The 25294-nt window shown below is 67.3% G+C and carries 23 protein-coding genes; 10 read left to right on the top strand and 13 right to left on the bottom strand.

The genetic code is table 11. The features are described 5' to 3' along the window. The first annotated feature begins 286 nt into the window (after positions 1-286). A complete protein-coding gene (locus ACJH5R_RS18530; RefSeq protein ID WP_406756870.1) occupies positions 287-2650 on the top strand; it encodes a DEAD/DEAH box helicase in 2364 nt (787 codons plus the stop codon). Between the two features lie 298 nt (positions 2651-2948). Then, positions 2949-4016, top strand: a complete 1068-nt coding sequence (locus ACJH5R_RS18525) for a PAS domain-containing protein (RefSeq protein ID WP_406782547.1) — start codon at positions 2949-2951, stop codon at positions 4014-4016. Here ACJH5R_RS18525 and ACJH5R_RS18520 read toward each other — a convergent pair. The 6 genes from ACJH5R_RS18520 to ACJH5R_RS18495 form a co-directional block, all read right to left on the bottom strand. Beyond that, positions 4013-4330, bottom strand: a complete 318-nt coding sequence (locus ACJH5R_RS18520) for an Rv3654c family TadE-like protein (RefSeq protein ID WP_406756868.1) — start codon at positions 4328-4330, stop codon at positions 4013-4015. The genes ACJH5R_RS18525 and ACJH5R_RS18520 overlap by 4 nt on opposite strands. Positions 4331-4346: 16 nt before the next feature. Beyond that, positions 4347-4697 (bottom strand): TadE family type IV pilus minor pilin, encoded by a 351-nt coding sequence (locus ACJH5R_RS18515; protein WP_406782546.1) that lies wholly within the window; start codon positions 4695-4697, stop codon positions 4347-4349. Between the two features lie 3 nt (positions 4698-4700). Then, positions 4701-4892, bottom strand: coding sequence for a DUF4244 domain-containing protein (locus tag ACJH5R_RS18510; protein ID WP_406756923.1), 192 nt, complete (start codon positions 4890-4892; stop codon positions 4701-4703). Positions 4893-4982: 90 nt separating this feature from the next. Further along, the gene (locus ACJH5R_RS18505) at positions 4983-5573 is read right to left on the bottom strand and encodes a type II secretion system F family protein (protein WP_406756866.1); all 591 of its coding nucleotides are present in this window, start codon (positions 5571-5573) and stop codon (positions 4983-4985) included. Further along, positions 5570-6382 (bottom strand): type II secretion system F family protein, encoded by an 813-nt coding sequence (locus tag ACJH5R_RS18500; RefSeq protein ID WP_406782545.1) that lies wholly within the window; start codon positions 6380-6382, stop codon positions 5570-5572. Before ACJH5R_RS18500 ends, ACJH5R_RS18505 begins: the two co-directional genes overlap by 4 nt. Further along, positions 6379-6555 carry a hypothetical protein gene (locus tag ACJH5R_RS18495; RefSeq protein WP_406782544.1) on the bottom strand — a complete coding sequence of 59 codons (177 nt, stop codon included), beginning with the start codon at positions 6553-6555 and terminating at the stop codon, positions 6379-6381. Before ACJH5R_RS18495 ends, ACJH5R_RS18500 begins: the two co-directional genes overlap by 4 nt. Positions 6556-6726: 171 nt before the next feature. Between ACJH5R_RS18495 and ACJH5R_RS18490 the strand changes: the two genes are divergently transcribed. From ACJH5R_RS18490 to ACJH5R_RS18470, 5 genes are all read left to right on the top strand, one after another. Then, on the top strand, positions 6727-7428 hold the full coding sequence (locus ACJH5R_RS18490) for a hypothetical protein (RefSeq protein WP_046284843.1): 702 nt from the start codon (positions 6727-6729) through the stop codon (positions 7426-7428). Positions 7429-7492: 64 nt separating this feature from the next. Then, positions 7493-8746 (top strand): ImmA/IrrE family metallo-endopeptidase, encoded by a 1254-nt coding sequence (locus tag ACJH5R_RS18485; RefSeq protein ID WP_052741218.1) that lies wholly within the window; start codon positions 7493-7495, stop codon positions 8744-8746. A gap of 22 nt (positions 8747-8768) precedes the next feature. Continuing rightward, positions 8769-9974 carry a tyrosine-type recombinase/integrase gene (locus ACJH5R_RS18480; protein ID WP_109401152.1) on the top strand — a complete coding sequence of 402 codons (1206 nt, stop codon included), beginning with the start codon at positions 8769-8771 and terminating at the stop codon, positions 9972-9974. Then, complete coding sequence (locus ACJH5R_RS18475) at positions 9958-12186, top strand: tyrosine-type recombinase/integrase (RefSeq protein ID WP_046284844.1); 2229 nt, start codon at positions 9958-9960, stop codon at positions 12184-12186. Before ACJH5R_RS18480 ends, ACJH5R_RS18475 begins: the two co-directional genes overlap by 17 nt. Next, the gene (locus ACJH5R_RS18470; protein WP_046284845.1) at positions 12183-12596 is read left to right on the top strand and encodes a hypothetical protein; all 414 of its coding nucleotides are present in this window, start codon (positions 12183-12185) and stop codon (positions 12594-12596) included. The genes ACJH5R_RS18475 and ACJH5R_RS18470 overlap by 4 nt, the downstream gene beginning before the upstream one ends. Positions 12597-12708: 112 nt before the next feature. On the opposite strand, the gene ACJH5R_RS18465 is transcribed toward ACJH5R_RS18470, so the two are convergent. The 3 genes from ACJH5R_RS18465 to ACJH5R_RS18455 form a co-directional block, all read right to left on the bottom strand. Continuing rightward, the gene (locus ACJH5R_RS18465; protein ID WP_082108291.1) at positions 12709-15825 is read right to left on the bottom strand and encodes an MMPL family transporter; all 3117 of its coding nucleotides are present in this window, start codon (positions 15823-15825) and stop codon (positions 12709-12711) included. 69 nt (positions 15826-15894) lie between these two features. Then, positions 15895-16329: a DUF6188 family protein gene (locus ACJH5R_RS18460; RefSeq protein WP_046284846.1), complete on the bottom strand. Its 435-nt coding sequence runs from the start codon at positions 16327-16329 to the stop codon at positions 15895-15897. A 90-nt stretch (positions 16330-16419) separates the two neighbouring features. Further along, the gene (locus ACJH5R_RS18455) at positions 16420-16878 is read right to left on the bottom strand and encodes a PaaI family thioesterase (RefSeq protein WP_046284847.1); all 459 of its coding nucleotides are present in this window, start codon (positions 16876-16878) and stop codon (positions 16420-16422) included. 206 nt (positions 16879-17084) lie between these two features. On the opposite strand from ACJH5R_RS18455, the gene ACJH5R_RS18450 reads away from it, so the two are divergent. Beyond that, positions 17085-17774: a TetR/AcrR family transcriptional regulator gene (locus tag ACJH5R_RS18450; RefSeq protein WP_046284848.1), complete on the top strand. Its 690-nt coding sequence runs from the start codon at positions 17085-17087 to the stop codon at positions 17772-17774. Between the two features lie 151 nt (positions 17775-17925). Here ACJH5R_RS18450 and ACJH5R_RS18445 read toward each other — a convergent pair whose 3' ends face one another. Both ACJH5R_RS18445 and ssd read right to left on the bottom strand, forming a co-directional pair. Beyond that, entirely contained in the window at positions 17926-18960 is a 1035-nt protein-coding gene (locus ACJH5R_RS18445; RefSeq protein WP_406782543.1) for a TadA family conjugal transfer-associated ATPase, read from the bottom strand. Then, positions 18957-20039, bottom strand: a complete 1083-nt coding sequence (gene ssd / locus ACJH5R_RS18440; RefSeq protein ID WP_406782542.1) for a septum site-determining protein Ssd — start codon at positions 20037-20039, stop codon at positions 18957-18959. Before ssd ends, ACJH5R_RS18445 begins: the two co-directional genes overlap by 4 nt. Positions 20040-20466: 427 nt before the next feature. On the opposite strand from ssd, the gene ACJH5R_RS18435 reads away from it, so the two are divergent. Beyond that, entirely contained in the window at positions 20467-21333 is an 867-nt protein-coding gene (locus ACJH5R_RS18435) for an HAD-IB family hydrolase (protein WP_406756862.1), read from the top strand. Positions 21334-21769: 436 nt separating this feature from the next. Here ACJH5R_RS18435 and ACJH5R_RS18430 read toward each other — a convergent pair whose 3' ends face one another. Further along, complete coding sequence (locus tag ACJH5R_RS18430; protein ID WP_406756861.1) at positions 21770-22516, bottom strand: oxidoreductase; 747 nt, start codon at positions 22514-22516, stop codon at positions 21770-21772. Positions 22517-22556: 40 nt separating this feature from the next. Between ACJH5R_RS18430 and acs the strand changes: the two genes are divergently transcribed. Beyond that, positions 22557-24518, top strand: coding sequence for an acetate--CoA ligase (gene acs / locus ACJH5R_RS18425; RefSeq protein WP_406782541.1), 1962 nt, complete (start codon positions 22557-22559; stop codon positions 24516-24518). A gap of 7 nt (positions 24519-24525) precedes the next feature. Here acs and ACJH5R_RS18420 read toward each other — a convergent pair whose 3' ends face one another. Further along, positions 24526-25242: a serine protease gene (locus tag ACJH5R_RS18420; RefSeq protein ID WP_406756859.1), complete on the bottom strand. Its 717-nt coding sequence runs from the start codon at positions 25240-25242 to the stop codon at positions 24526-24528. Positions 25243-25294 lie beyond the last annotated feature (52 nt).

The raw sequence follows: 25294 nt of genomic DNA, 5'->3' as shown, positions 1-25294 counted from the left end.
CCTGGCGGTCGGCCGGTGCGGACACCGACACTCCCTCGCGGGCACTGCGGCCGCAACCACAGATCCTGCGAAGGCTTAACACGAACACAGAAGCTACGACCGCCCATCAGTCAACCATGTTCGTGGCCCTTAGGACAGACTGCGGTGCCTAAATGACCTGTCGAAGGTTTGAGGCAGGGTGAACAATACGGCGGCGGGCATTCGAGGCCGGCGGTTCAGCGAGACTCGACGTAGGAGAGGCGAAGCTGGGACCGCCGCATAAACCAGGCAATTGAGGACGGGGCCAATGACGGCGAGTTTCGGTGGTGAATTGCTGGCCGCCGCGCTCGCCGGGGTCGAGTCCGGTGAAGACCCGCTGCGTCACGTCGCCGATCTGCCGGCGTCAGCGGGCCGCACCAGCGCCTGGCCGGACTGGGCCGAGCCCGACGTGATCACTGCCTTCACCGAACGCGGGATCGAGGCGCCGTGGTCGCATCAGCTGGCCGCCGCCGAACTGGCGCACGCCGGGAGTCACGTGGTGATCAGCACCGGTACGGCGTCGGGGAAATCGCTGGCCTATCAGCTGCCGGTGCTGCAGGCGCTGGCAACCGATCCCCGCGCCCGGGTGCTGTATCTGTCGCCCACGAAGGCACTGGGGCACGATCAGCTGCGCGCAGCGCACACGCTGAGCACGGCGGTTCCGCGACTCGGTGGCGCAACCGGAGCGGTGGCCCCCACCGCCTATGACGGCGACAGCGCCGCCGAGATCCGCCGGTTCGCCCGGGAACGATCCCGCTGGGTGTTCTCCAACCCGGACATGATCCATCTGTCACTACTGCGTAACCACGCCCGCTGGGCGGCCTTCCTGCGCGGGCTGCGCTTCGTGATCGTCGACGAATGCCACTACTACCGGGGGATCTTCGGTTCGCACGTGGCGATGGTGCTGCGACGGCTGCTGCGACTGTGTGCGCGCTACTCGGCACCGGGGGCACCTGCCGGTCCCACCGTGATCTTCGCCAGTGCCACCACCGCATCGCCGGGAGCCAGCGCGTCGGCACTGATCGGACAACCCGTCGCGGAGGTCACCGAGGACGGCTCACCGCACGGGGCCCGAACGGTGGCCCTGTGGGAGCCGGCGCTGCGCACCGACCTGACCGGGGAGAACGGCGCACCGGTGCGTCGCGCCGCCGGTACCGAGGCGGCCCGCGTGATGGCCGATCTGATCGCCGAGGGCGCACGCACCCTGACCTTCGTGCGCTCGCGCCGAGGAGCGGAGCTCACCGCGCTGGCGGCCCGCACCCGGCTGGAATCGGTTGCCCCGGCCCTGGTCGAGAAGGTGGCCTCCTACCGGGCCGGATACCTGGCCGAGGATCGTCGCGCCCTGGAACGCGCGCTGGCCGACGGCCAGTTGTATGGCCTGGCCACCACGAACGCACTGGAACTCGGGGTGGACATCGCCGGGCTGGACGCGGTGGTGATGGCCGGCTTCCCCGGCACCGTGACCTCGTTCTGGCAGCAGGCCGGCCGGTCGGGACGACGGGGGCAGACGGCGCTGATCGTGCTGGTAGCCCGCGACGACCCGCTGGACACCTATCTGGTGCACCACCCCGCGGCGCTGCTGGACAAGCCGATCGAGCAGGTGGTGATCGACCCGGCCAACCCCTACGTGCTGGGACCGCAGCTGCTGTGCGCGGCCGCCGAACTGCCGCTGACCGCCGCCGAGGTGGCGCAACTGGGCGCCGAGCAGGTGGCCGACACCCTGGTCGACGATGGATTGTTGCGACGGCGGTCCGACCGATATTTCCCGGCGCCCGGACTGGAGCCGCACGCGACGGTAGAGATCCGCGGTTCGGCCGGCGGGCAGGTGGTGATCGTGGAGGCCGACACCGGCCGACTGCTGGGCAGCGTCGACGCCGGGCGGGCGCCGGCCACGGTGCACACCGGCGCGGTGTATTTGCATCAGGGCGAGAGTTATGTGGTCGACTCGCTGGACACCGAGCGCCAGATCGCGTTTGTGCACGCCGAGGATCCCGGCTACGCCACGTTCGCGCGCGAGATCACCGACATCGACGTGACGGGGGACGGTGAGCGTGCCTGGTTCGGCCCGGTCAGCCTGGGCCTGGTGCCGGTCACGGTGACCCGCCAGATCGTCGGCTACCTGCGACGGCTGCCGACCGGGGAGGTGCTGGACTTCATCGACCTGGACGTGCCGCCGGCGACGTTGCCCACCATGGCCGTGGTCTACACCATCACCGCCGACGCGCTGGCCGCCTGCGGAGTCGCCGAACCTGCGATCCCGGGGGCGCTACACGCCGCCGAGCATGCGGCGATCGGGCTGCTGCCGCTGGTGGCCAGCTGCGATCGCGGCGACATCGGCGGGCTGTCCACCGCGGTAGGTCCCGAAGCGCTGGGCGCCTTGCCCAGCGTCTTCGTCTATGACGGCCACCCTGGCGGTGCCGGCTTCGCCGAGCGGGGATTCCGCGCGGCGGCCACCTGGCTGACCGCCACCGCGGAGGCGATCGAATCCTGCGAATGCCCGCACGGCTGTCCGTCGTGCGTGCAATCACCCAAGTGCGGCAACGGCAATGACCCGTTGGACAAGGAAGGCGCGGTGCGCGTGCTGCGATTGGTGCTGGGCAAGCTCGACGGCTGGCGCATCAGTGCGGAATGACTGCGGGAGTCGGCCGACCCCCCGAACGGCCGACTCCCCCGAGCCCTTACCCCGGTAACTGCGTCGCAGTGACGGGCGTCACCACGCGAAAAGGCGCGCGGGACCAGTAAGACGAACGGTCGAGAGATGCGATCCGTTCCCAACCCGATACATGATCGGATGCGGCCGTAAGTTACCGGCTGCACCGGATCCTCCGCAACTTGGCAGGGCGCCGGCCTGGGAGAAGCGCTCGTCGGATCCGGGAAATAATTCGCTGTTGACGCTGGTAGAAGCGCGGTGGCCGTAATATCGGTGGATTATGGCGCACGACTGGTTGCTGGTGGAGACCCTCGGGGGTGAACCGGTAGTCGTCGCCCAAGGCCGTCAGCTGAAGAACCTGGTGCCGCTCACCCAGTTCCTGCGACGCAGCCCACACCTCGCGGCGATTCAAACCGCGATCGCCGAATCGGTGCGGACCGGGCAGCCGCTGGCCAGCATCACACCCCGCCGCGATCGGGTGATCCGCACCGAACCCGTGGTGATGTCCGACGGCCGGGTGCACGGAGTGCACGTCTGGACCGGGCCGGCCGACATGGAGCCGTCCGAGCGCCCCATCCCGGGACCGCTGAAATGGGACCTGACCCAGGGAGTGGCCACCGACACCCGAGAGTCGCTGATCAACAGCGGCAAAGACCCGGAGGTGGAGGCCACCCACGGACGGGCGTTCGTCGAAGAGTTGCCCGCCCGCGAGTTCAGCCCCAACGAGAACAAGGTGCTGGCGCTGGCGATCCGGGCAGAACCCGGCCAGACCATCTGCAGCAGTTGGGATGTCACCGATTTCAATGGTGAGAACATTCGGGTGGGCTTCGTGGTCCGCACCGCCCGCGAGGCCGTCCCCGGCGGGCGTGAGCATCTGGTGACACGGGGGATGAACTGGCGCGGCCAGTTCGACGGCGCAGTGCAGCGCCCCGACTTCCTGGCGCAGCAGATCCTGCACGCGTTGGCCCAGCCGGGCGTGCACCGGGCCCTGGTCGATCTGGCCACCCGACGGCTGTTGAAGTGGCTCGACGACCCGTGCCCGTACTACGACTGGCGCGGTCCGGCGGACGTCTCGCGGGCCCATCCCGACGACCAGGTGCAGATCGCCCGCATGGAAAGCGACCTGGCCCGTTCCCAGGCCCCGGCAAGCGGAGTGCTGCGACTGCGCCAGACGGACGGCGGTTGGGCGCCGGTGCACGTGACGGTCAACCGGGTGGATCTCGACGAGGGCACCGTCGCCGGACTGATCGCGCTGCGCCTGCCCACCGATGCCGAACTCGCCGAGGCGGGGTTGGGCCCCACCGATTCTGATCAAGCCGGTTTGGAACAGGCGCTCGAGGCTCCCTAGGCCGTCGCGATCGGCCCGGCGCGAGCCGCCGCCCGGGCTGGGCCGAGCCCCCAGCCTGGCACTGGCATCGCGACCGCGATCACCACATCGAGTCCGTCGACCGCGCAGGTGATTTCAGCGGCATGCATCCGCGAGCCCAGCATGGTGGCGTGCGCGCAGGCCGTCGCGGGCCCGGCGGGAATCCGGGCCGCACCGGCCAGAGCTGCCAGGTCGGCAATGGCCTGCGCGCGATGCCGGGCAATGACCGCGGCGCCGAGGATGAAGCCGCCGCCGGTGACGCTCAGCAGCACCGCGATCATCGCGGCGGCCGCCACGGTGGCCCCGCCCGATTCACCGCGGCGGCTCGACTGCCGAGACCGCCTCGGCGGTGATCGCCATGCCGGGCAACAGAACCGGCCGAGCGGTGACGCGTGCCACCACCAGGTCGCCCTCGGAGCGCAACCGGACCGTCGCACCGTCGGGTGCGATTCGCCGCACCACCGCGGTGACCGCGGAAGCGTCTCCGCGCGCCGCAAGCCGGGCCGCTTCCCGGGCGGCGTCGACGCAGCGGATCTGGGCGGACACCGCGGCGATCCCGGCCAGGCACAGCACCAGCACCGAGACCAGGGCCGCCAGCGCGAACGCCGCCTCGACCGTGCTGGCGCCGGCATCCTCGGCAAGTGGCGCACGGCCGGTCGCCACCCGTCAGACCTTGGTGTTCAACGCGCGTCCGATGACGCGGTTCAGTGCCGACACGATCGAATCACCGGTGACCACGGTGTAGAGGATCGCGCCGAAGGCCGCAGCAGCTATCGTCCCGATGGCATATTCCACCGTCGACATCCCGGAATCATCGGATGCCAGCAGCACCATCTTCAGCGAGATGACACGAAACATGTTGCGCGCCTGAAATACCCGCGTTCTCATAAAGCCTCCCTCATCGGTAACCCTCTTCGGCCTTCGCGGCCTGTCCGCGAAGCTCGGCGATCACAGCAGCCCCGACCGCAGCACGTCGCCGGCCAACCCGGCCACCACCGGCACGATGCCCAGACACACGAATGCGGGCAGAAAGCACAGCCCGAGCGGCCCGGCGATCAGCACCCCGGCCCGCTCGGCAGCGGCCGTGGCCGTATGCGCGGCCTCGTCACGGGACTGCGCAGCAAGTTCGCCGAGCCCGGCGGCCAGCGCAGCGCCGGATGACCCCGACCTTCGAGCCAGACGCAATACCGCGGTGGTGGTCGGGTCGAGTGCCCCGGCAGCCGGGCCCTTCGGCGCCGACCAGGCAATGGCCGGTTCGGCCCCCAGCGCCAGCAGGTCGGCGCCCCGGCTCAATGCCCCCGCCAGTGGCGGCGGCGCGTGCCGGGCGGTGGCCACGGCCGCACCGGAGACGGACATCCCCGCAGTCAGGCAGAGCGCGAACACGTCCAGGTCGGCGGCCAGCGCCAGCGCGTCCCCGCCCGCGACGGGCCGACCGGGCGGCGGACTGACTGGCCGGGGCAGCCCGGCGCGGGTCCGCACCGTCGCCGGTCCGGCAGCGGCGAGCACCGCCACAGCCAGCAACATCGCGGCGGCAGTCATGTGACACCACCTGCCCGCGTGGTGATCCGGTCGGACCACAGCAGCCCGGCGCAGACCAGGCTCACCCCGATCAGGGACAGCACCCCACCCGTTCCGCCAAGTAGAAAGCCGAACGGCCGCGCGCCGATCAACTGCCCCAGCAACACACCGAGCAACGGCAGACAGGCCAAGAGCGTTGCCGAGGCGCGGGCGCCGGCCATACCGGCTTCGGCGCGCGCCGTGAACCTGTGCCGGGCGGTGATATCGCGTTGCGCGGCCTGCATCAGGGTGGCGATCGCCAAGCCGTGCTGTCCCCCGAGCTCCCAGTAGGCGGCAAGCCGCTCCCACTGCGAGGGCAGCGCCGAGGATCCGGCTGCATCACGCAGGCCGGTCGCCACGTCGGCGCCCAGGCGGGCCCTGGCGGCGACGCCGCCCAGGCCGGCGGCCACCGCGGGGTGGTCGGATTCTGCCGCCGCAACGGCGAACGCGCGCACCGGATGTGCTCCCACCCGCAGCTCCGCGGTCAAGACATCCAGGGCGGTTTCCAAGGCGCGCGATTCCGCGCCGGCCCGACGGCGGCGCAGACCGCGACGGTGCCGCACTGCGACAGTGGCCGCCAACACGACCCCGGCCAGCCACGTGCTCGGCGGCAGTGCCAGTGCGGCCAGCGCAGTGGCTCCGGCCGCCGCGCCGATCAGGCTCCACCGGCCGGCCCGGCCGACGATCGGAGCGCCGGGGCGGCGAACGATCGGTGCGATGCGGCCGCGCGGTGAAACACCGAGCAGCGTCGCCGCGGCCAAGGCCAGCGCTGCGGCCGCGGGGCCGCTCACGCGGGCATCCGATCGCGCAGCATGCCGCGGAACTCGACGGCGTGGTCGACCAGACCACGCCCGGCCTGCCATACCGGCGCGGCCTGCACCTGCCCGTCGGCGGCGCGGCGCAGCATCGAGATGTCGGTGAGTCGCCGCCTGCCATCGCGATCCCGCGCCACGTGCACCAGCACCTGCACACTTTATCAGAGGTTTAACACGTTCTATTGGTCAATCAGCGTGTTTACCTGCACATTAATCATCGTATACATGTATCCTCTTAGGTATGGTTGGCCAAACATTTTCCAAGTTTGCACGGCGTGGCGCGCCGGCCGATGTGGGATACCGGGGTAAAAATTCACCCCATGGACCTACACGACAATCCACAACTGCTGGTGGAGAAGTTCGTCGAGCAGCATGCTCTCGTGTTGGGCGAAACGCATGGCGATCTGTGTGCGAGGTTGGCGGAGGTTCCGGACCGGTACGTCGATCAGGGGAACGATCCCCGAGGAATCACCGTGTCATGCACGCTGCTGGAGACGTTGCTGTTCTCGAGGTGGCGTCGCCAGACCGAGGACTCGACTTTGAAGGCGATCAAGGGCAACGGGTTTGGGATTGTTCTGGTCGACGGGAAGGGGTCTCGTATCGGGGTGCGCAAACATCCACGCAACTGGGACGGCAGCCTGCTCGAATCGGTGGAGTATGTGCCCGGCGAGCATCAGCTGAGTATCGAGGAGGAATTGGGGTACCCAATCGGCGGCGGGGATGGCATTCCGGAGCCTCCCGGGTATCGGCAATACGTACTGTGGTGGCCAGGCAATCTGGGCTTGGGTGGTGCGGTCTTGGCTGCGGGCATACTCACCGACAAGGTTCAGGTACTCTACGCCAGCACTCCGCTGCCGCCACCGATCATGGAGCAGCGTGCGAAAACGGCACCCACCATGGATCCGTTCACGCAGGCTACCGAGGTTGCAATGCCCGGAAAGCGGCGCCGGGACGAGGACTTCGCGGATGCCGACGGCGTCACCGAGGAGACACTGAACGAAGCGCCGCCGGAATCGTCGTAGCCCTCGTGCACACTGCTGGGTGCATGCGGGGCTCCCACTCGGGTGATGTTGAATCGAGCGCACGATGATCGAGGTTTTTGGTGCACGGGTCCGGCAGGCCCGGCTATTGCGGCGCATGACGGCAACTTCTGTGGTGGGCCTGGTTGGCTGGAGCAATGCCCGCCAGACGAAGATCGAGAAGTCTTCGACGATCATGTTGTCCGTTGATGAGGTTGCGGGGCTGTCGGAGTTGTTCCGCTTTCCTGCACGGTTTTTCAGCTCGGAACCGCAGTCTCGCGTATCGGCGGGTGAGTTGCTTTTCCGGGCGCCAAAGTCGATGACTGTTGGCGAGCAGGACTTCTTGGCGACGTTCGCTTCGCTCGCCGGCGATTTTCTCGGCGACCTGGATGAGCGGTCGAAATTGCCTCATGTGAAGGTCCCGTCGATCTGCGGCAAGGATCATCACCGGCCGAGCGCGGTCCAGGCCGCAGGGTGGCTGCGCGAGGCGATGGGGCTAGAACCTCATGAGCCACTGGATGATTTGATGTATGAAACTGAGCGATTGGGTGCACCGGTGATCGTCCGGCGGCGCACTCCGGGTGAGTGGGAGAGCGAGTTCGCGGCCACACCGGGGAGAGCGCGTGACGAGAAGCACTTGGGTTATTCGAGTTGGGTGGGACGACACCGGGATCGCCCGCTCGTAGTGTTGCGCGAATCCGAGTCGTGGGAACGGACCCGATTCACCGTTGCCCATGAGTTGGGGCATTTGGTGTTGCACAGCCGTGGGCACTGCTCGGTGAACTCGGGCGAGGAGTTGGAGGCCAACCGGTTCGCCACCGAGTTGTTGGCGCCCGTCGCCGCGCTGGCGCCGGAGTTGCCACAGGTGATGTCACTGTTGAACCTCAAACCGCTCAAGGACAAGTGGGGCTTGTCGTTGGGTTCGCTGATCATGCACATGCGTGACTCGGGATTGATCGACGCTGATCGCGCAAAAATGCTTACCACACAACTGTATTCACGGATCAATCCTGAGACTGGGCATACCTGGGGTATGACGGAACCCGGATGGAACGAACGTGACCCCGAGCGGCCCAGGCTGCTGCGCAAGTGGGTGGAACGCTGCTACGGGGATGCCTCGGTGCCGATGCTGGCCGCACGCGAGTCAATGATATTTCCATCGGATCTGCTCGAATGGTTCCTGGCTACGCAACGGCCTTCACCTGCATCTGACAGGCGCCCGATGGCTGCCGTCGGGATGCGCGGTGCTAGCGGATCAGCCCCGGAAGAGCGGCATCAAGTGGTCCGCCTCGACGATTTCCGTCGCGGTAAAACTCCATGAACGGCGCGAGAGGCTGCTGAACGTGGCGCGGGTGCAGCGGCTGTGTTTCCCGGACCGGCCTGATACCTACACGGTGGTCGGCGCCGATCGGCTACCCGTTGCACCTGCCCGAGAGTACTTGCGGTTCCTCGCAGATCAGGGCGCGTCTCCAAATACGGTGCGTGCCTACGCATACGGGCTATCGGCGTGGTGGACGGTGCTCGAACACACCGGCGCGGCCTGGGATGATTTTCCCACTAGCCTGTTTGGCGAGTTCCTGTGTTATCTGCGGACTGGGGATCTGCCGGGCATGGTCCGTATCGGTGAGCCCGGGCCTGGGATGGCCGAGTCGTCGTTGCAGCCGCGGGGGGCTGCGGTGTTGTCGATGTACCGGTACTTCGCCGACGCCCACGATTTGACCCGCCCGTACCGCCGCTTGTTTTCCTCCCACGCCCGATCCTCGCGGCGCCGCTATGCCCCCACCCTGGCTGGTGTCGGACCGCGACGTGATCAGGAGGTGCCTGTGCACCGCCGGCGTGCACCCAATCGCAGCGAGACGCCGGTGTTGTTGCCCGATCAAGTCAACGCCATCCTGGATGGCTGCAGTGTGCAGTCGCCGTCGGGTGAGTGGACCGGCAGCGAGGCGGGTTTGCGTGACCGGTTATTCTTCGCCGTCCTGGCCGAGACCGGAATGCGAATAGGTGAAGCATTATCTTTGCGCCACAATGATTTCCATATCACCGGGGGTGAGACTCCGTCGATTCTGGTGGCCGGCCGCGACGATCACCCCCATGGGGTACGAGCCAAGTCCGGTGCACGCCGGATCTACATCGGCGATGATCTGGTAGCCCTCTACAGCGAGTACGTGTGGCAGCTGATCGGGTGGGCCGCCGACGTCGCGGTTGCCGATCTGGCGTCGCACTTCGTGTTCGTCAATCTGGCACGCGGCCAGCGCTATGCACCGTTGCGCCCGGAAACCGTCTACGACAAGGTGGACACCCTCACGGCCGCCCATGCTGATGTGTTGCCGCAGGACTGGACTCCTCACTGGCTGCGCCACACCCACGCTACAGCTCTGCTGTTGTCTGGGGTGCCTGAACACGTGGTGATGCGCCGTCTCGGCCACGCCGATGTGCAGACCACGCTGTCGATCTACGGGTGGGTGACCGCCGACGCCGAGATGCGCACGGTCGCGCAGTGGAAGAGCTTCGTCGCCGGCTGGAAGGTGAGCCATGACTCAACCCCGTAACAGTCACGTCGATTCTGCAGGATCCGCGGCGGCCACCGTGTGGGATCGGCAATGGCAGCAGGTCCCTGAATCGTGGCGAACTTTGCACTACCGCATCGACGCTGCACCGTTCGACGCCGTGTTCGTGCGCAACCAGCGCTACCTGAACAATCCCGACGGCCACGACTTCACCCCCGCCGATGTCCCAGAACGCTTTCGCCAAGAAATGGCGTGGTGGGTGTGGTTGTGCGGCCACGAAGGAATCCGCAAGATCGAGCCGTTCCTGCTGAAGTGGACGGCCGTCGCCTTGACCGACGCCGCCGCCGAGCACCAGCAGCGGTATCACCGGCCTCCAGTGAGCATTGCAGACCTCGCGGCCGAGGATGTCGTACGTCACGCCGTGGTGCGCTTTGAGCGCCGCAACGCCCGCCTGCCCTCCGCGGGGGCTCGGCGCCAGGTCGTGGCCTTGATCGAGCACCTGCATCTTTACGTATCGGTGCGCTGCACCGATGCCCCGTGGTGGGCCCATGACATCTGGGATCTACGGGCTGATCCCCGCATACCACAGCGCGAACATGAACCCAGCCATGACCAAGTCGTCAAACTTGCCGCGATCCACCCGCCCTGGCTGCGTGAGGGCGTGCGGTTCTGGCTGCGCACCTCCATAACCGCGGAATTGCTGCGCTGGTCATCGGTAGCCGATCGTGCTCGCAACATGGCCAGGCACCTCGGCCCGTTCTTGGCCGCCCGCAACATCAGCACCCCACTGTTGGCCGATGACCGCGCCGCCCTGCGGTTGTTGTTCACCGAGTTCTCCAACTACCTGAAATCCCCATCCGCACAGTTCAAACCAGACCGGCCGTTGTCAGCATCCGCGGTGGACTCGACCCAGTCGCAGGCCCAGGTGTTCTACGCCTTCATGGTTGATCACGCCGAGGAAGCCGCTGCGGCGACCGGCGACCCCCGGTGGGCTCAGATCACCGACACCTACACGCGTCTGTGGGGCGCGGCGTTTCGAACGCGCCGCGCCAACCGGCAGCGGGAGCTGACGTGGTTCTCCACGTCGGAATTGCAGCAGATGCTGTGCTACCTCGATGTGCTGGCGGCCGATCGCGGTATGCCGGTGGCCATCACTCACCCTGATGCAACGATCTCGGTTGTCGCCGGCCTCGGAGACCCGCAAGCCGCGCGCGTCTGGCTGCTGCAGGCGCTGACCGGACGCCGAGCCTCGGAGATACTGATGCTCGACTTCGACCCTCTGACCGCTATTCCCGGCCCGGAACGCCCCACAGATTCCGATGACCCCAACGCATTCGTCGCCAAGTTGCGCTACCAGCAGACCAAGGTCGACGGGGTACTGCCGTCGATCCTGGTTGAGAAGGCGGTGGTCAACGTGATCACCGAACAGCAACAGTGGGTTCGCCGCCGCTACCCTGGGCTGAGCCCGAAGTACCTGTTCCTCGGACTGCGCCACCAGCATCAGGGCCACCGGGCCCGCACCTACCAGTCCTACGGTGTGGCACTGAACAAACTCGACAAGGTTCACGGCCTGGCCGACTCGGCCGGGCGTCCGCTGCGGTTCAGCCAGACCCATCGGCTGCGCCATACCCGGGCCACCGAGTTGCTAAACGACGGCGTTCCCATTCACGTGGTACAGCGATACCTTGGGCACGCATCCCCTGAGATGACCCTGCGCTACGCTGCGACGCTTGCTGCAACAGCTGAGTCAGAATTCCTGCGGCACAAGAAGGTCGGCGCACACGGCACCGATATCGCAATCAGTCCATCCGATATTTATGACATGACTCAACTGGCGGCCCGCACGGATCGGGTACTTCCCAACGGCGTGTGCCTGCTTCCTCCGCTGAAGAGCTGTGACAAAGGAAATGCTTGTCTGTCATGCGGGCATTTCGCCACCGACGCCACTCATCTCGACGAATTGATCGCGCAGCGCGCCAAGACCGTCAACTTGATCGAGGTCCGCCGCGAACAGTACCGGCGACGTAGCGGGCGGGAACTCACCGACGACAACGTGTGGATTCACGAACGGCGCCGGGAGATCGCCTCTCTGGACGCGATCATCGAGCGTCTGCACACCGACACCGAGGGCCTCGCGAACGGAGCCAGTGTGGGCGGTGCTGGTGCCTCAAACCGGTTGCCGCTGTTGAAGGTCAAGACCCGCGGCAGCCACGAATCTGTTCTACGCAAAGCCGACCCCAACGCACCCGGATGAGGCAACGCCCCCCTCCCCCTTCGGATAACGCCCGCCGCGCCCTGGCCGACTACCGTAAGAACATCTCCCAGACCAAGCGCCGGGATATCGAACGCGCCATCAAACACCTGCGCAAGACCAACGCCATCATCAACATATCCACCGTCGCTGCCCGCGCCGGCGTAGAACGCAAGACCGTCTACAAGCACCGCGACCTCGTCGCGATCATCGACGCCTACCGACGCCAGCCGCCTTCGCTCGACGCCGCGACGGGCCGCGAGAGCACCGTCGTAGCCGCCCTACGTGCCCAACTGGTCGCCAAGGACGGTGAGATCCGCGCACTGAGAACCAAGCTTGCCGAACAAGAATCGACAATCGCACTGCTCTACGGACAACTCGACGCCGGAAACGGTGCAGGGGGCGGCGGCTAATGGGTGCCATCGCAACAACGGCTTGGGGCACCGCCTGCACTTCACTCGCGATTCCAGCCATTGTGGCGCCGAAACCACGCACCCGTAGCCGTAATCCCCCAATCTGCGGCGGTTACAGGGTGCCTGTGTCGTAATACGGATCGCTCAGGCGGGCCTGACGGTGTGGAGGTGGGATAGAGCGCGGCGTGTTGGGCCACCAGCTGGCTTCGCGCAGGAGTGTGGCGATGGCGGGGACGGTGAGGGTGCGAACGAGGAATGTGTCGAGTAGGAGTCCGCAGCCGATGATGAGGCCGACTTGGATCATGATCGCGATGGAGCCGAACATCAGTCCGAACATGCTGGCGGCGAAGATGATTCCGGCCGAGGTGATGACCGAGCCGGTGCGGGCGACGGTGCGCAGTACCCCTACGCGAATGTTGTGTTTGGATTCCTCCCGCAGCCGTGAGACGAGCAGCATGTTGTAGTCGGCGCCGACGGCTACCAGGATGATGAAAGCCAGCAACGGGACGGGCCAGGCGATTTCGTAGCCGAGTCCCCATTGGAAGACCAGCACTCCGATGCCCAGTGAGGCCAGGTAGTTCAGCACGACCGTCCCCAGCAGGTATAGCGGGGCGAGCAGGGCGCGCAAGAGCAGGATGAGGATGAGTCCGACGATGACCAGGGTGCTGATGGCCAGTTGGGTGAAGTCAGCCGACAGGAGCCGTTGGATGTCGGAGTTGACGGCGGGGAACCCGGCAACGGCGATAGTGGCGTTGGCCAGGGTGGTGTTGGGGCGGGCGGTGTCGGCGGTCTCGACGATCTGGCGGGCGAGGGTGATCGCCTGCGCGCTGTAGGGGTCGTAGCTGGATTCGACGACAAAGCGGGCGGTTTTGCCATCGGGTGAGAGGAATTGTTTGGCAACGTCGGTGAATTGACGGTTATCGAAGGCACTGGCGGGCAGGTAGAAACCGCTCGCTGCGTCAGAGCCGGCGCTGGCGCGGGCCGAGTTCTGCAGTTGGGCGGCGACCTGGCCCATCCGAGCCAACATTTCGATGTTGCTGTCGGCCAGGGCGTGCACACCGGCGGCCAGCGCTTGCGCCCCGGAAGCGAGTTGGCCGACGCCCTCTTGGAGCCGGCCGATGTTGCCGGCCGGGTCCGCGGGATCACCCTGAGTTCCGAAGGCCTTGTCAAGTGCTGCGGCAGCGGCTTGTATGTCGGCAAGGGTGCCAGCAATGGTGGCGTCGGTGTCAGGGTTGTAGCGATCGCCGAGGGTGGCGACTTCGGTGAAGAATCCGTTATCGCGCAAACTCACCAGGATCCGGACCTGGTTACGGATTTGCGCGCATTGCGGCGTGGTGGCACACCACTCGGAAGTGTTCAGGCCATCGACGAGGGGGGCCAGCACGGCGAGGGCGGTTTCGGCTTGATCCGCCCGCGACCGCAGCCCGGGGCCGGATTGGATGGCTTGGTCGACGGTGGGTGCGGAGGCCGAAAGTTCTTGCAGCAACGGTCGAGATGACCACAGCAGGGTGTCACCGGATTGGGCTCGGGCCAGTACGCCCGACAGCGGGGTCAAGATCGCGTGCAGGGCGGCATCGAGCTGGGCCAGGCCGCCAGCGAGTTGATCGGCGCCGTCGGTGAGTTGAGTGAGGTCGCCTTTTCGTGCGTCGCCATCGGCGACGGCGTCGGCCATCTTGTCGCCGATCTGCCTGTTCTGCCAAGACAGTTGGGCTTGTTCGAGACGGGTGCCGGTGGGGCGGGTTATCCCGATGACTTTGGTGACCCCGGATACTTGGGCGACCCGGGAGGCCATCTCGTCGAGGTCGGCCAGACCTTTGCTGGTGCGCATGTCGTCGGGGTTCTCCACGACGAGAAATTCGGTGATGACGACGTCTTTGGGGAAGTGGCGATCCAGCAGTTGGTAACCCTGGTTGCTGGCGGTGGTGGCAGGCTGGCCTTTGCGGTCGTCGTAGCTGATCTTCATCGTGGTGGCGATGGCCGAGAGGGCCAGCAGGATCACCAGGCTCACGGCCAACAGTGGCACCGGCCGGCGGACCACCGCGACAGCGACACTGTTCCAGTAGCGGCGGGTTCGATCGGATTTCGGCTCGCCGATTCCACGGCGGGCGGCCAGCGCCAGCACCGGCGGCAACAGGGTCACGGTGGCCAGGAATCCGACCAGCACGGCGACCGCGCAGGCCGGGCCGAGCCCGGCGAAAACACTGAGGCGAGCGAAAACCATGGCAAAAAAGGCCAGCGCAACGGTGGCCGCCGAGGCCAGGATCACGCGCCCGATGCTGGCGGTGGCATGAATGACGGCCTGATCGGCGGGGACATGTGCGCGGCGCTGTTCGTGGTAGCGGCTGATCAAAAACACCGTGTAGTCGGTGCCCGCCCCGAGCAGGATCACGGTCATGAACGCCACGGTGAACTGCGAGACGGGCATGCCGCTCTCGCCGAGGACAGACAGCACACCACGGCCGACGGCCAGGCTGACCCCGATCACCAGCAGGGGCAGCAAGGCGGTGAACACCGACCGGTAGACAATCAGCAGGATCAGTGCGATCAGCGCGGCGGTGGCGATCGAGATCAGCAGCAGGTCGTGTTCGGCGGCAGCGATCTGGTCGTTGAAGGTGGCCGCCGGGCCCGTCACGTGCACGGTCGTCGGTGAACCGGCGAATAAACCGGCGGCGATGTCGCGCACGGCTTGGACGGATTCGGCGGCCTTGGGGTCACCCAGGGTGCCGGCCACACCCACCGGCAGATACCAGGCTTTGCCGTCATTGCTGGTCGCATGCGCCGCGGTGACCGGGTCGGCGAGCAGATCTTGAACCAGCAAGACGTGGTCGGTATCGGCGCGCAGCTGCACCACCAACTGCTCATAGCGGTTGCGCACCGGCGCGGTTAAGCCGTCGGGGTCTTCCATCGCCACGACCAGCATCGTTTTGGAGCCCTGTTCACCGAAGGCCGCGCTCATGCGGTCCACGGTTTGAAACGACGCGGCGTCGCGGGGGATCAGGTTCACCGATTGCTGCCGTACCACCGTTTCCAGCTGCGGGAACACCAGTGCAAGCAGCACGGCGACGGCGATCCAGCCGCCGATGACCAGTGCTTTATGACGCACCGTGAACCCGGCCAGTGTTGCTAACCGGCTGCTGTACTCACTGGATTGGCCCGGATCGGCCACCCCGTTGCGGGCCCGCACAGGCAGGGTTGCCGTGCCCGCACCGCCCGGGTTGTCCGCACTCACCGCGCCTGCGCCCACGAAAGACGCTGCCGCCGGTCACAATGACTCGGCTGCCGGCGATGACGAAGATCCTTAGTTGGGGGTCGTTGCACCGGCATTGTCGTCCTCGTCGTAGGGGATGTCATGGCGGACCACCTTGACCCTGCCGTGCGGCAGGCACGCCATGTAACCGTGGTGTTTGCCGTAGAGCTCCCAGGCGGTGGCGCGCTCGTTGGCGCTGACCTCGATGCGCAGGCCGTTGGAGAAGCTCAGGAGTAGCCGACCGGAATCGTCGTGGCATGCCTTCGTGCACACCGCACCCGCCAGATCCAGTAGCGGACGTTGGTGGGCGGCGACCTCGCGCGGGTCGATGAGCACTTCCTCGGCCGGAAACTCACCGCTAGCCGGCAGGGCAAGCCACAGCAGGCAACTGATGACTACCTCGTTGGCGTCATCAAAGCTCAACACCAGATCACCCTGCAACGACATCCGCTGCACGGTGCAACCTTCGATCCACGTGGTGTACATCGCGCACCTCCGTCGACGCCCAACCGGTCTGCACTGAAATGGTACGGCAAGTAGCGCTGCGCTACTAGTAATAGCGTTACGGGTTGCGGGTCAGGATTCCGGATCGCTCGGCGCCCCGTTGTCCCCGAGCCGCCGAAGAAGATGTTCGAACGCTGCTACGTCGCCATAGGCGGCGAAGTGATCGGCGGTGACCACGACGAACACCGCATTTGCGGTGAATCGGGTGGCCCCCTCGGGGTCGGTGCCGGTTGCGCCGATGTGCAGCACGCGGCCTTCCCGGGAGGCAATGTGCGCGGTGATGCGGTGGGATCGATGCAGCACGACCGGCTGGAGGTATTCGACGGTCAGGCTGCGTGTCACAGCGGGCGCGCCGGCAATCCACAGCGCGAACCCCAGCACGTCGTCGCAGGCGGCGGCGACCGCCCCGCCGTGCGCCAGACCGGGCGCGCCGACGTGGCGTTCGTCGAAAGTCACGTCCGCGTACACCGTGTCGCCGCTGCGGTAAACCACCAGCTGCAGACCGTGCGGATTCTGCGGTCCGCAACCCATACACGTCCGAGTATGTGCGGGCAGCAGCTCAGGCCGTGCCGCACCCGAGCGGCCGGACGCGACATCGTGATGCGGTGAGTGATCGGCCACCAACGACACCTTCGGTACACATAGTTTCGCTGCGCTACCGTTGGTACGGTACCCGTTACGGGCGGTGACGCGGGTAATTGGTCGGGAATCTGGAATGAGGCGAGGGGTGAGTGGGTGTGAGCAGCGAGCAGGTACCGCCGGTGCCCGATGACGACGATATTGACCCCCGCCGGACCCGGTCGCGCAACCGCTTGCTCGACGCCGCGACCGCGCTGCTCAGCAGCGGTGGCATCGAAGCCGTCACCATCGAGGCGGTCACCAAAGCTTCCAAGGTGGCCCGCACCACCCTCTACCGCCATTTCGGCAGCTCATCGCAGTTGCTCGCGGCCACCTTCGAGCGACTCTTACCTCAAGTAACCCCACCCGGGCCGGCCAGTGGGACATTGCGCGAACGACTCATCGAACTGCTCACCCGACAGTCTGCGCTGTTCGCCGACGCCCCAGCACACATCACCATGCTGGCCTGGCTCGCCCTGGGCCCGACCACAATCGATCACGCCAGCACCGAACATGCCCCGCAGGCGCTGCGAGCGCGGGTCATCAACCAATACCGGCAGCCCTTCGACGCCATCCTGCAAGACATTGAGGCCGCTGCTGAATTCGACGGCCTGGACCCGGATCTCGCACTGTGCCAACTCATCGGACCACTCGCGTTCGCACGAATGACCGGCCTGCGATCCATCACCGCACACGACTGCGCCCGCATCGTCGACGACTTCCTGGCCACTCACCGGACCCAGGAAGCCCAATCCGCAGTTCCACAGCCCGACGGTCAAAGGGGCACAGACGACAACCGCCCGGGGTGAGCCCTCTCCCGGGGCGCAATCAGTGCAACCGGGCAGGCGACAGGAGAAACGGGCCGGGATGGCAGCCGCGCAATCCCTAGGCGGGCACACCGTGCGATTCAATCGTTCCCGATTAGGCTGATCGGCACGGGACGCACCTAATCGGTAACAGTCATACACACATGCTCGCGACACCAGATAAGACGGCCGCCGCCAACTGGCTGTGCAGGCCCGCACGGTCCAGACCACCCAGTGCGGCAAGCGCTTCCAGGCGGGCCGGGACTTCAGCGGGGTTGTTGGCGTGCACGGTCCCGGCGCCGCCGTCGTGTCCGGTGTTCAATGCGGCGAGCAGGTCGACCACTTCTGCGCCCCGGACCTCGCCGACCACCAACCGATCCGGCCGCATCCGCAGCGCCTGCCGGACCAGCTCGCGCAACCCCACCTCGCCGGCGCCTTCAACGTTCGCCGCGCGGGCCACCAGCCGGACCAGATGCGGGTGGCGGGGTTGCAGTTCGGGGGCGTCCTCGACGCAGACCACACGCTCGCCTTCGTTGACCGCGCCGAGCAGGGCGGCCAGCAGGGTCGTCTTACCGGCGCCGGTACCGCCGGAGATCAGAAACGCCAGTCGGGCGGCGATGATGTCGGTCAGCAGCGCCGCTGCCGGCGGCGCAATGGCGCCCGCGGCGGTCAGTGCGGCGAGGTCTTGGGTGGCCGGGCGCAGCACCCGCAGCGACAGGCAGGTGCCGTCGGCAGCGACGGGCGGCAGGATCGCGTGCAGGCGCACGGTGAACTCGCCGGCGCCTCCGACGTTGAAGCCGTGCAGCTGCCCGTCGACCCAGGGTTGGGCGTCGTCGAGCCGGCGGCCCGCCGCCACTGCCAGTCGTTGAGCCAGCCGGCGCACGGCCGCTTCATCGGCGAACCGGATCTCGGTGCGCCGCAGGCCTGCCCCGTCGTCGACCCACACGGCATCGGGCGCGGTGACCAGGACGTCGGTGGTGCCCGACGCGCACAGCAGTGGTTCCAGCACCCCGGCGCCAGTCAGTTCGGTCTGCAACACTCGCAGGCTGGACAGCATCTCGGTATCCCCGAGCACCCCACCGGATTCGGCCCGGATCGCTGCGGCCACCGTCCGGGGGCGCAACTCCGACGATCCCCCGGACTCCGACGCCAGCCGCTCCCGGACCCGGTCGATCAACGAATCCCTCATGATGCCAAAGCTTTCCGCTGGGGCAACATTTCGAGAACTCGTCCGGCCGCCGCCGCCAGTGCCGAACGCCGATGCAACTGCAGGCCCGCATGTTCGAGTCGCTCGGCCAGTCGCGGCTCGGCCCGCAATGCGGCCAGCAAGGGCAGTTCGACGATCTCGGCCACCTCCGCGGCCCGGAGTCCGCCGGGAGCCGGCCCCCGTACCACCAGGCCGACATTGGGGTTCAGCGCGCGAAGACGCGGTGCGATCGAGGCACCGGCCGCGCACGACCGCACGTCGCAGGGACTGATGACCACGACGAGATCGGCGGCGCTCAGCGCGGCCTCGACCGGATCGGCCCACGTCCGGGGCAGGTCGCAGATCACCGTCACCCCGCCTCGACGGCCGGCATCCACGACGGCATCGACGGGGCCGGTTCCGACTCCAAGGGACTCCTGGGCCGCGTCGCCCCGCCGAGCGCCGGACAGGACGCTCACCCCGTGGTGTCGGGGCAGGGCTCCGCGCAGCGCCGGCCAAGTCAGCCGCCCGCTGTGCTGCGTCAGGTCGCACCAGCGCAGTCCGGCGGCGTTCTCGGTACCGGCGAGCAGATCGATACCGCCGCCCCAAGCGTCCAGGTCGACCAACAGCGCATCACCGGCCTGCTGGGCCAGCGCCGTTGCCAGCAACGATGCGCCCGCTCCCCCACGTGCGCCGATCACCGCGATGACGTCGCCGCGGCGCGCCCCATCCCGCACCGACTCGGCGGCTTCGGCCAGCTCGGCCACCAGCTCGTCAGCTTCGGCGGGCAGCGCCAGGACCCGTTGCGCCCCGACGACGACGCCGGCTTGCCAGGCGACGGTGGTGGGCCGGCCGGTGGTGAGCACGACGACGTGGGGGCGGCGCGGCAGCCGGGCCGGGCCGCAGCGGGCGGCAGCCTGCTCGTCGAGTACTACGGCGGCAGCAGCGGACCAGGCCCTGCGGTTCGGTGTGGCGGCGCCCAGGTGAATCACGCGGACACCCACGGCCGCGGCCACCCGGTCCACTTCGTCGCGTAATGCCGGTTGGGTGACGAGGGCCAACAGGCCGGTGGCGGTGTTCACCGCCTCACCGTGGTGCGCTACGCCCCGCGACGCCAGCCAATTCACGCCAAGTGTGGATGAAATTCCCGACTGTGGATAACTTGAAGTAATGCGTTATCGAAAAAACCAAACTAATGGTATGAGAAGCCAGATCTGTAACACGTTCCAGTCAGCGAGAGGGGGCTCCGGCGAACAAATTACCGGTTAAAAAAGACGACCCCCGCCAGGGGGGGAGGAGGCGGAGGTCGTCGCGTATCAACCCCGGGGGGTCGGGCCGATACACCCTCAGCATAAGCCGAGTGATGCCACTATACACACGACAGGGTGGTCCGGCGCAAGTGTTTGCGAGTGTTGCTATCGAATGGCGACTCAAATCTCGCACTACGTGTGAAGTGCTCTTTCTGCCGTAGCACCGGGTTGGTCGGCCTCCCGGACCTATGCTGTGGCGGTGTCCGCACCCACCCCGCAGCCGCAGTCACCGCCTACCTCACCTGCGGCATCTGGCGACCCTTCCGGGGCTCCACGAACCCGCACAGCCGCCTTCTTGGACCTCGATCAGACGGTGATCGCCAAGTCCAGCGCGCTGGCCTTCAGCAAACCCTTTATGGATCAGGGACTGATCAACCGTCGTACCGTGCTCAAGTCGAGCTACGCGCAATTCCTGATGCTGTTGTCCGGCGCCGACCACGATCAGATGGAGCGAATGCGCGCCCACCTGACCAACATGTGCACCGGCTGGAACGTGGAACAGATCAAGGCCATCGTCAACGAGACGATGCACGACATCGTCACGCCGCTGATCTTCGCGGAGGCGGCCGAGCTGATCGCCGATCACAAACTCTGCGGCCGCGACGTGGTGGTGGTCTCGGCCTCCGGGGAGGAGATCGTGGCGCCCATCGCCCGGGCGCTGGGCGCCACCCACGCCATGGCGACCCGGATGGTCGTCGCCGACGGCAAGTACACCGGCGAGATCGCGTTCTACTGCTACGGCGAAGGCAAGGTGCAGGCCATCCGCGAACTGGCCGCCCGCGAGGGCTACCCGCTGGAGCACTGCTACGCCTACTCGGACTCGATCACCGACCTACCGATGCTGCAGGTGGTCGGACATCCATCGGCGGTCAACCCCGACCGCGCGCTGCGCAAAGAGGCGATCGCCAACGGCTGGCCGGTGCTGACCTTCTCGCGGCCGGTGTCGCTGCGTGACCGCATCCCGGCGCCCTCCGGTGCCGCGCTGGCCACCACCGCCGCGGTCGGCGTCAGCGCACTGGCCGCCGGCGCGCTGACCTACTCCCTGCTGCGCCGACTGGTGCCCTGAACTCGCTTCCAGCAAACATCGCTGATCACAATCCGATGACACGACACACGCCGTATGCGATTGACCCTTGCTGTGCCGTGCGTCACGTAGTACAAAGGAAGCACGGAAGCCGGTAAGGCCAGGGTCGACCCGGAAGAGAAGGATCGACCTCCCGAACCGCACTTCCCAGTACGGAGAGCGGTACCCACGCGGAGCCACAGCCGCGAAGATGGCAGAAGTGTTGCGGGCCTGCGTAATTGCGGAACGTGATCGGTGTTGTCAGCCCTTTGGGTGGGGTTGCAGCCGAAGAACACCGCAGGAGCGCCGAGGCCACCCACGCAGCCCAAGTTGGACGCTTGGTAACCGTGTACCGTGCTAGCGGGCGGCGAGCCGAATCATTCGGCACGCCGCCCGCTTCGTTCGTTCTGCGTCCGCGTCCAGCGGCCCGAATCGGGGCCTAGCGACCCGCCTCAGCTATCCCCAGCGCATCGAGCGCACCGGTACGCATCGCGCCGCAACACAGCAGCAGCCAGGCGGTGACACCCTCTGCCGAACCGCTCGCGAATTCCGTCGCCGCCCGTCGATAGTCACGGGCGTTGCGCATCCAGGTCACCTCGGGGACGCCCAGCCCGTGACGGTCCAATCCGCTGGCGATGGTGACCAGCCGGGCCGCGCCGCGGGCCACCACCCCGTCGGCGCTGCCGAACGGCGCCAACGTCAGTAGTTCGCCGTGCACCACCGCGGCGAAGACCGGGGCGGCCACCGAGGTGCCGCCGGTGGCCAGGTCGGCCAGCATCTCCAGCCGGCGCCCGACGGCCGCGCCGCCTTCCGGCCGCCCGAGGCGCTCCTCCTCGACCAAGTCCGCGGCGGCCAGCACATGCAGCCGAGCCAAGGCCTGCAGCGGGGCACGCCGCCACACCTCGACCAGCGTGGTCTCGCCGCCTTCCAGAGCCTGGGCCACCCGCAGGGCACCGGCGAACACCGGATCGGAGGTCGAGGCGGCGTCCACCGCCGCAGGGCCCCCGTCGAGCACCGACGACGCCCGGGCCGCCCGCAGCGAAGCCTCCGCGGCGCTGACCGGCCAGCCCCGCATGTTGGTCTTGTGCCGGTGCACCCGAGCCAGCTCGTCGCGAACCTGCTCACTGGCCTCGGCGACACCGGGCAGCGCAGCTAACGGGGCCAGTGGATCCTCCGCAGTGGTCACGGGCTGTGACACTACCGGCGAGGTGATTAGGCTCCTGACCGTGACCGCAACACCCGCCGCTTCAGCGCCGTCGTACCCACCCGCCGCCGAGTTCGTCGCCCAGGCCAACGCGGGTCCCGAGTTGTACCGCGCAGCCGAATCCGATCGGCTCGCTTTCTGGGCCGAGCAGGCCAACCGGTTGAGCTGGGCAACGCCCTTCACCGAGGTGCTCGACTACTCAGACGCTCCGTTCGCACGCTGGTTCGCCGACGGCAAACTCAACGTCGCCTACAACTGCGTGGATCGCCATGTCGAAGCCGGCCACGGCGACCGGGTGGCGATCCACTGGGAGGGCGAGCCGGACGGCGACGCCCGCACCATCACCTATGCGGACCTGCTCGCCGAGGTCTCCCGGGCGGCCAACGCGCTGACCGGGCTCGGCTTGGTGGCCGGTGACCGGGTGGCGATCTACCTGCCGATGATCCCCGAGGCGGTCATCGCGATGCTGGCGTGCGCGCGGCTGGGCGTTTTGCACACGGTGGTGTTCGCCGGGTTCTCCGCGCACGCGCTGCGTTCCCGCATCGACGACGCGCAGGCGAAGGTGGTCATCACCTCCGACGGGCAGTTCCGCCGCGGCCAGCCGGCGCCGCTCAAACCTGCCGTCGACGAGGCTTTAGGCACAGCCCCGGAGAAAAGCAGTGTCGAGCACGTGCTGGTGGTGCGCCGCACCGGTGGCGAAGTGGCCTGGGACCCCGACCGCGACCTGTGGTGGCACGAGGTGGTGGATCCGGCCGCACCGCAGCACACCCCCGACGCGTTCGAAGCCGAGCAGCCGCTGTTCCTGCTGTACACGTCGGGGACCACGGGCAAGCCCAAGGGCATCGTGCACACCAGTGGCGGTTATCTGACGCAGGCGGCCTACACCCACCACTACGTCTTCGACCTCAAGGCCGCCTCCGACGTCTTCTGGTGCACCGCCGACGTCGGCTGGGTCACCGGCCACACCTACTCGGTATACGGGCCGCTGGCCAACGGCGCCACCGAAGTAATCTACGAGGGGACCCCGGACTTCCCGGACCAGCACCGGCACTTCCAGATCATCGAAAAGTACGGCGTGACCATCTATTACACCGCGCCCACGTTGATCCGCACGTTCATGAAATGGGGCCGCGAGGTCCCCGACGCCCACGACCTGACCAGTCTGCGACTGTTGGGTTCAGTCGGTGAACCGATCAACCCGGAGGCCTGGCGCTGGTACCGACGTGTGATCGGCGCGGACGCCGTCCCGGTGGTCGACACCTGGTGGCAGACGGAGACCGGCGCTGCCATGATCACCCCGCTGCCCGGTGTGGCCGCGGCCAAGCCGGGTGCCGCGATGACCCCGCTGCCCGGGATTTCCGCTCGCATCGTCGACGATCACGGCGACCTGCTGTCTCCGGATGACGCTGCCGGGGAACCGGTTTCGGGCTACCTGGTCATCGATCAGCCGTGGCCGTCGATGACCCGCGGGATCTGGGGTGACTCGGAGCGTTTCATCGAGACCTACTGGTCACGCTTCGCCGAGCAGGGCTGGTACTTCGCCGGCGACGGCGCCCGCTACGACGCCGACGGCGACATCTGGGTGCTGGGCCGGATCGACGACGTGATGAACGTCTCCGGGCACCGCATCTCCACCGCCGAGGTGGAGTCCGCTCTGGTCGGTCACGAAGCGGTGGCCGAGGCCGCCGTCGTCGGCGCCATCGATGAGCAGACCGGCCAACGGATCTGCGCATTCGTGGTACTGGCGGCATCCCACAGCCACGTGGGCGGCACGATCGTGGACGACCTGCGCGAGCGGGTCACCGTGGAGATCTCCCCGATCGCCAAGCCCCGTAACGTCCACATCGTCCCGGAGCTGCCCAAGACCCGCAGCGGCAAGATCATGCGCCGGCTCCTGCGCGACATCGCCGACGGCCGCGAACTGGGCGATACCTCAACCCTGGTGGACCCCAGCGTGTTCGACGCGATCCGGGCGGCCGACTGAGCCCCGCCTAGCCGATCGGGACGAAGCCCGCGCCCGGCCGGTCGTTGGCGTTGATGTCGCCCAGCACGGCGTTGATCGACACCACGACCGCGGGTGTGTGCAACGGAATGTACTTGACCACGCACGTCGGCAACGCATCGCTGAACGCACCGTGGATCATGCCGACCAACATGTTGTTCACCACGACCGGCCCGCCGGAGTCACCAGGCCGCCCGCACACCTGCATCACAATGGTGCCCGGGTCTTGGCCCGGCCCCCAGGTGACGCCGCAGGAGTTGCCGGTGGTGCGGCCTTGCTTGCAGGCGATCTGACCGAACATGGGGTCCGGCCCGATGCCGCCGATCACGAAGCCGCCGAAGTTGGGCACCGGCGTCACCTTGTTGGGGTCGAACTCGATCACGGCGTAGTCCAGGCCGTCGTTGCCGGCGACCATGTGGCCGATCGTGCCGTTGCCCTCGGAGCCCTCGGCGGCCACCAGCGCGCCGGGCCCGCCGCAGTGTGCCGAGGTGAAACCGATCAGCGCACCGGTCTTGTCGTGGCCGATCGAGGTCAGGGTGCACAGCGTGTCCTCGTCGACCACGATGCCCGCGCCGCCGCCCATCACCACCTTGTCGTCGGCGGCTACCCGGCCCGCCGGTGCGGCGACTGTGAACAAGCCGGCACAGGTCACCCAGGCCAACAGCACCGTCGCGGCACGCAACGACCAGCGGTGTGCGATCTGCACAGCGGTTCTCCCGTCGATCAACTCCACCCCCGGTGGTAGAGAAACAGCCTAA

It is taken from the genome of Mycobacterium sp. SMC-19, from assembly GCF_045310815.1.
GTDB lineage: Bacteria > Actinomycetota > Actinomycetes > Mycobacteriales > Mycobacteriaceae > Mycobacterium.
This window is presented reverse-complemented; position numbering and strand designations above follow the sequence as displayed.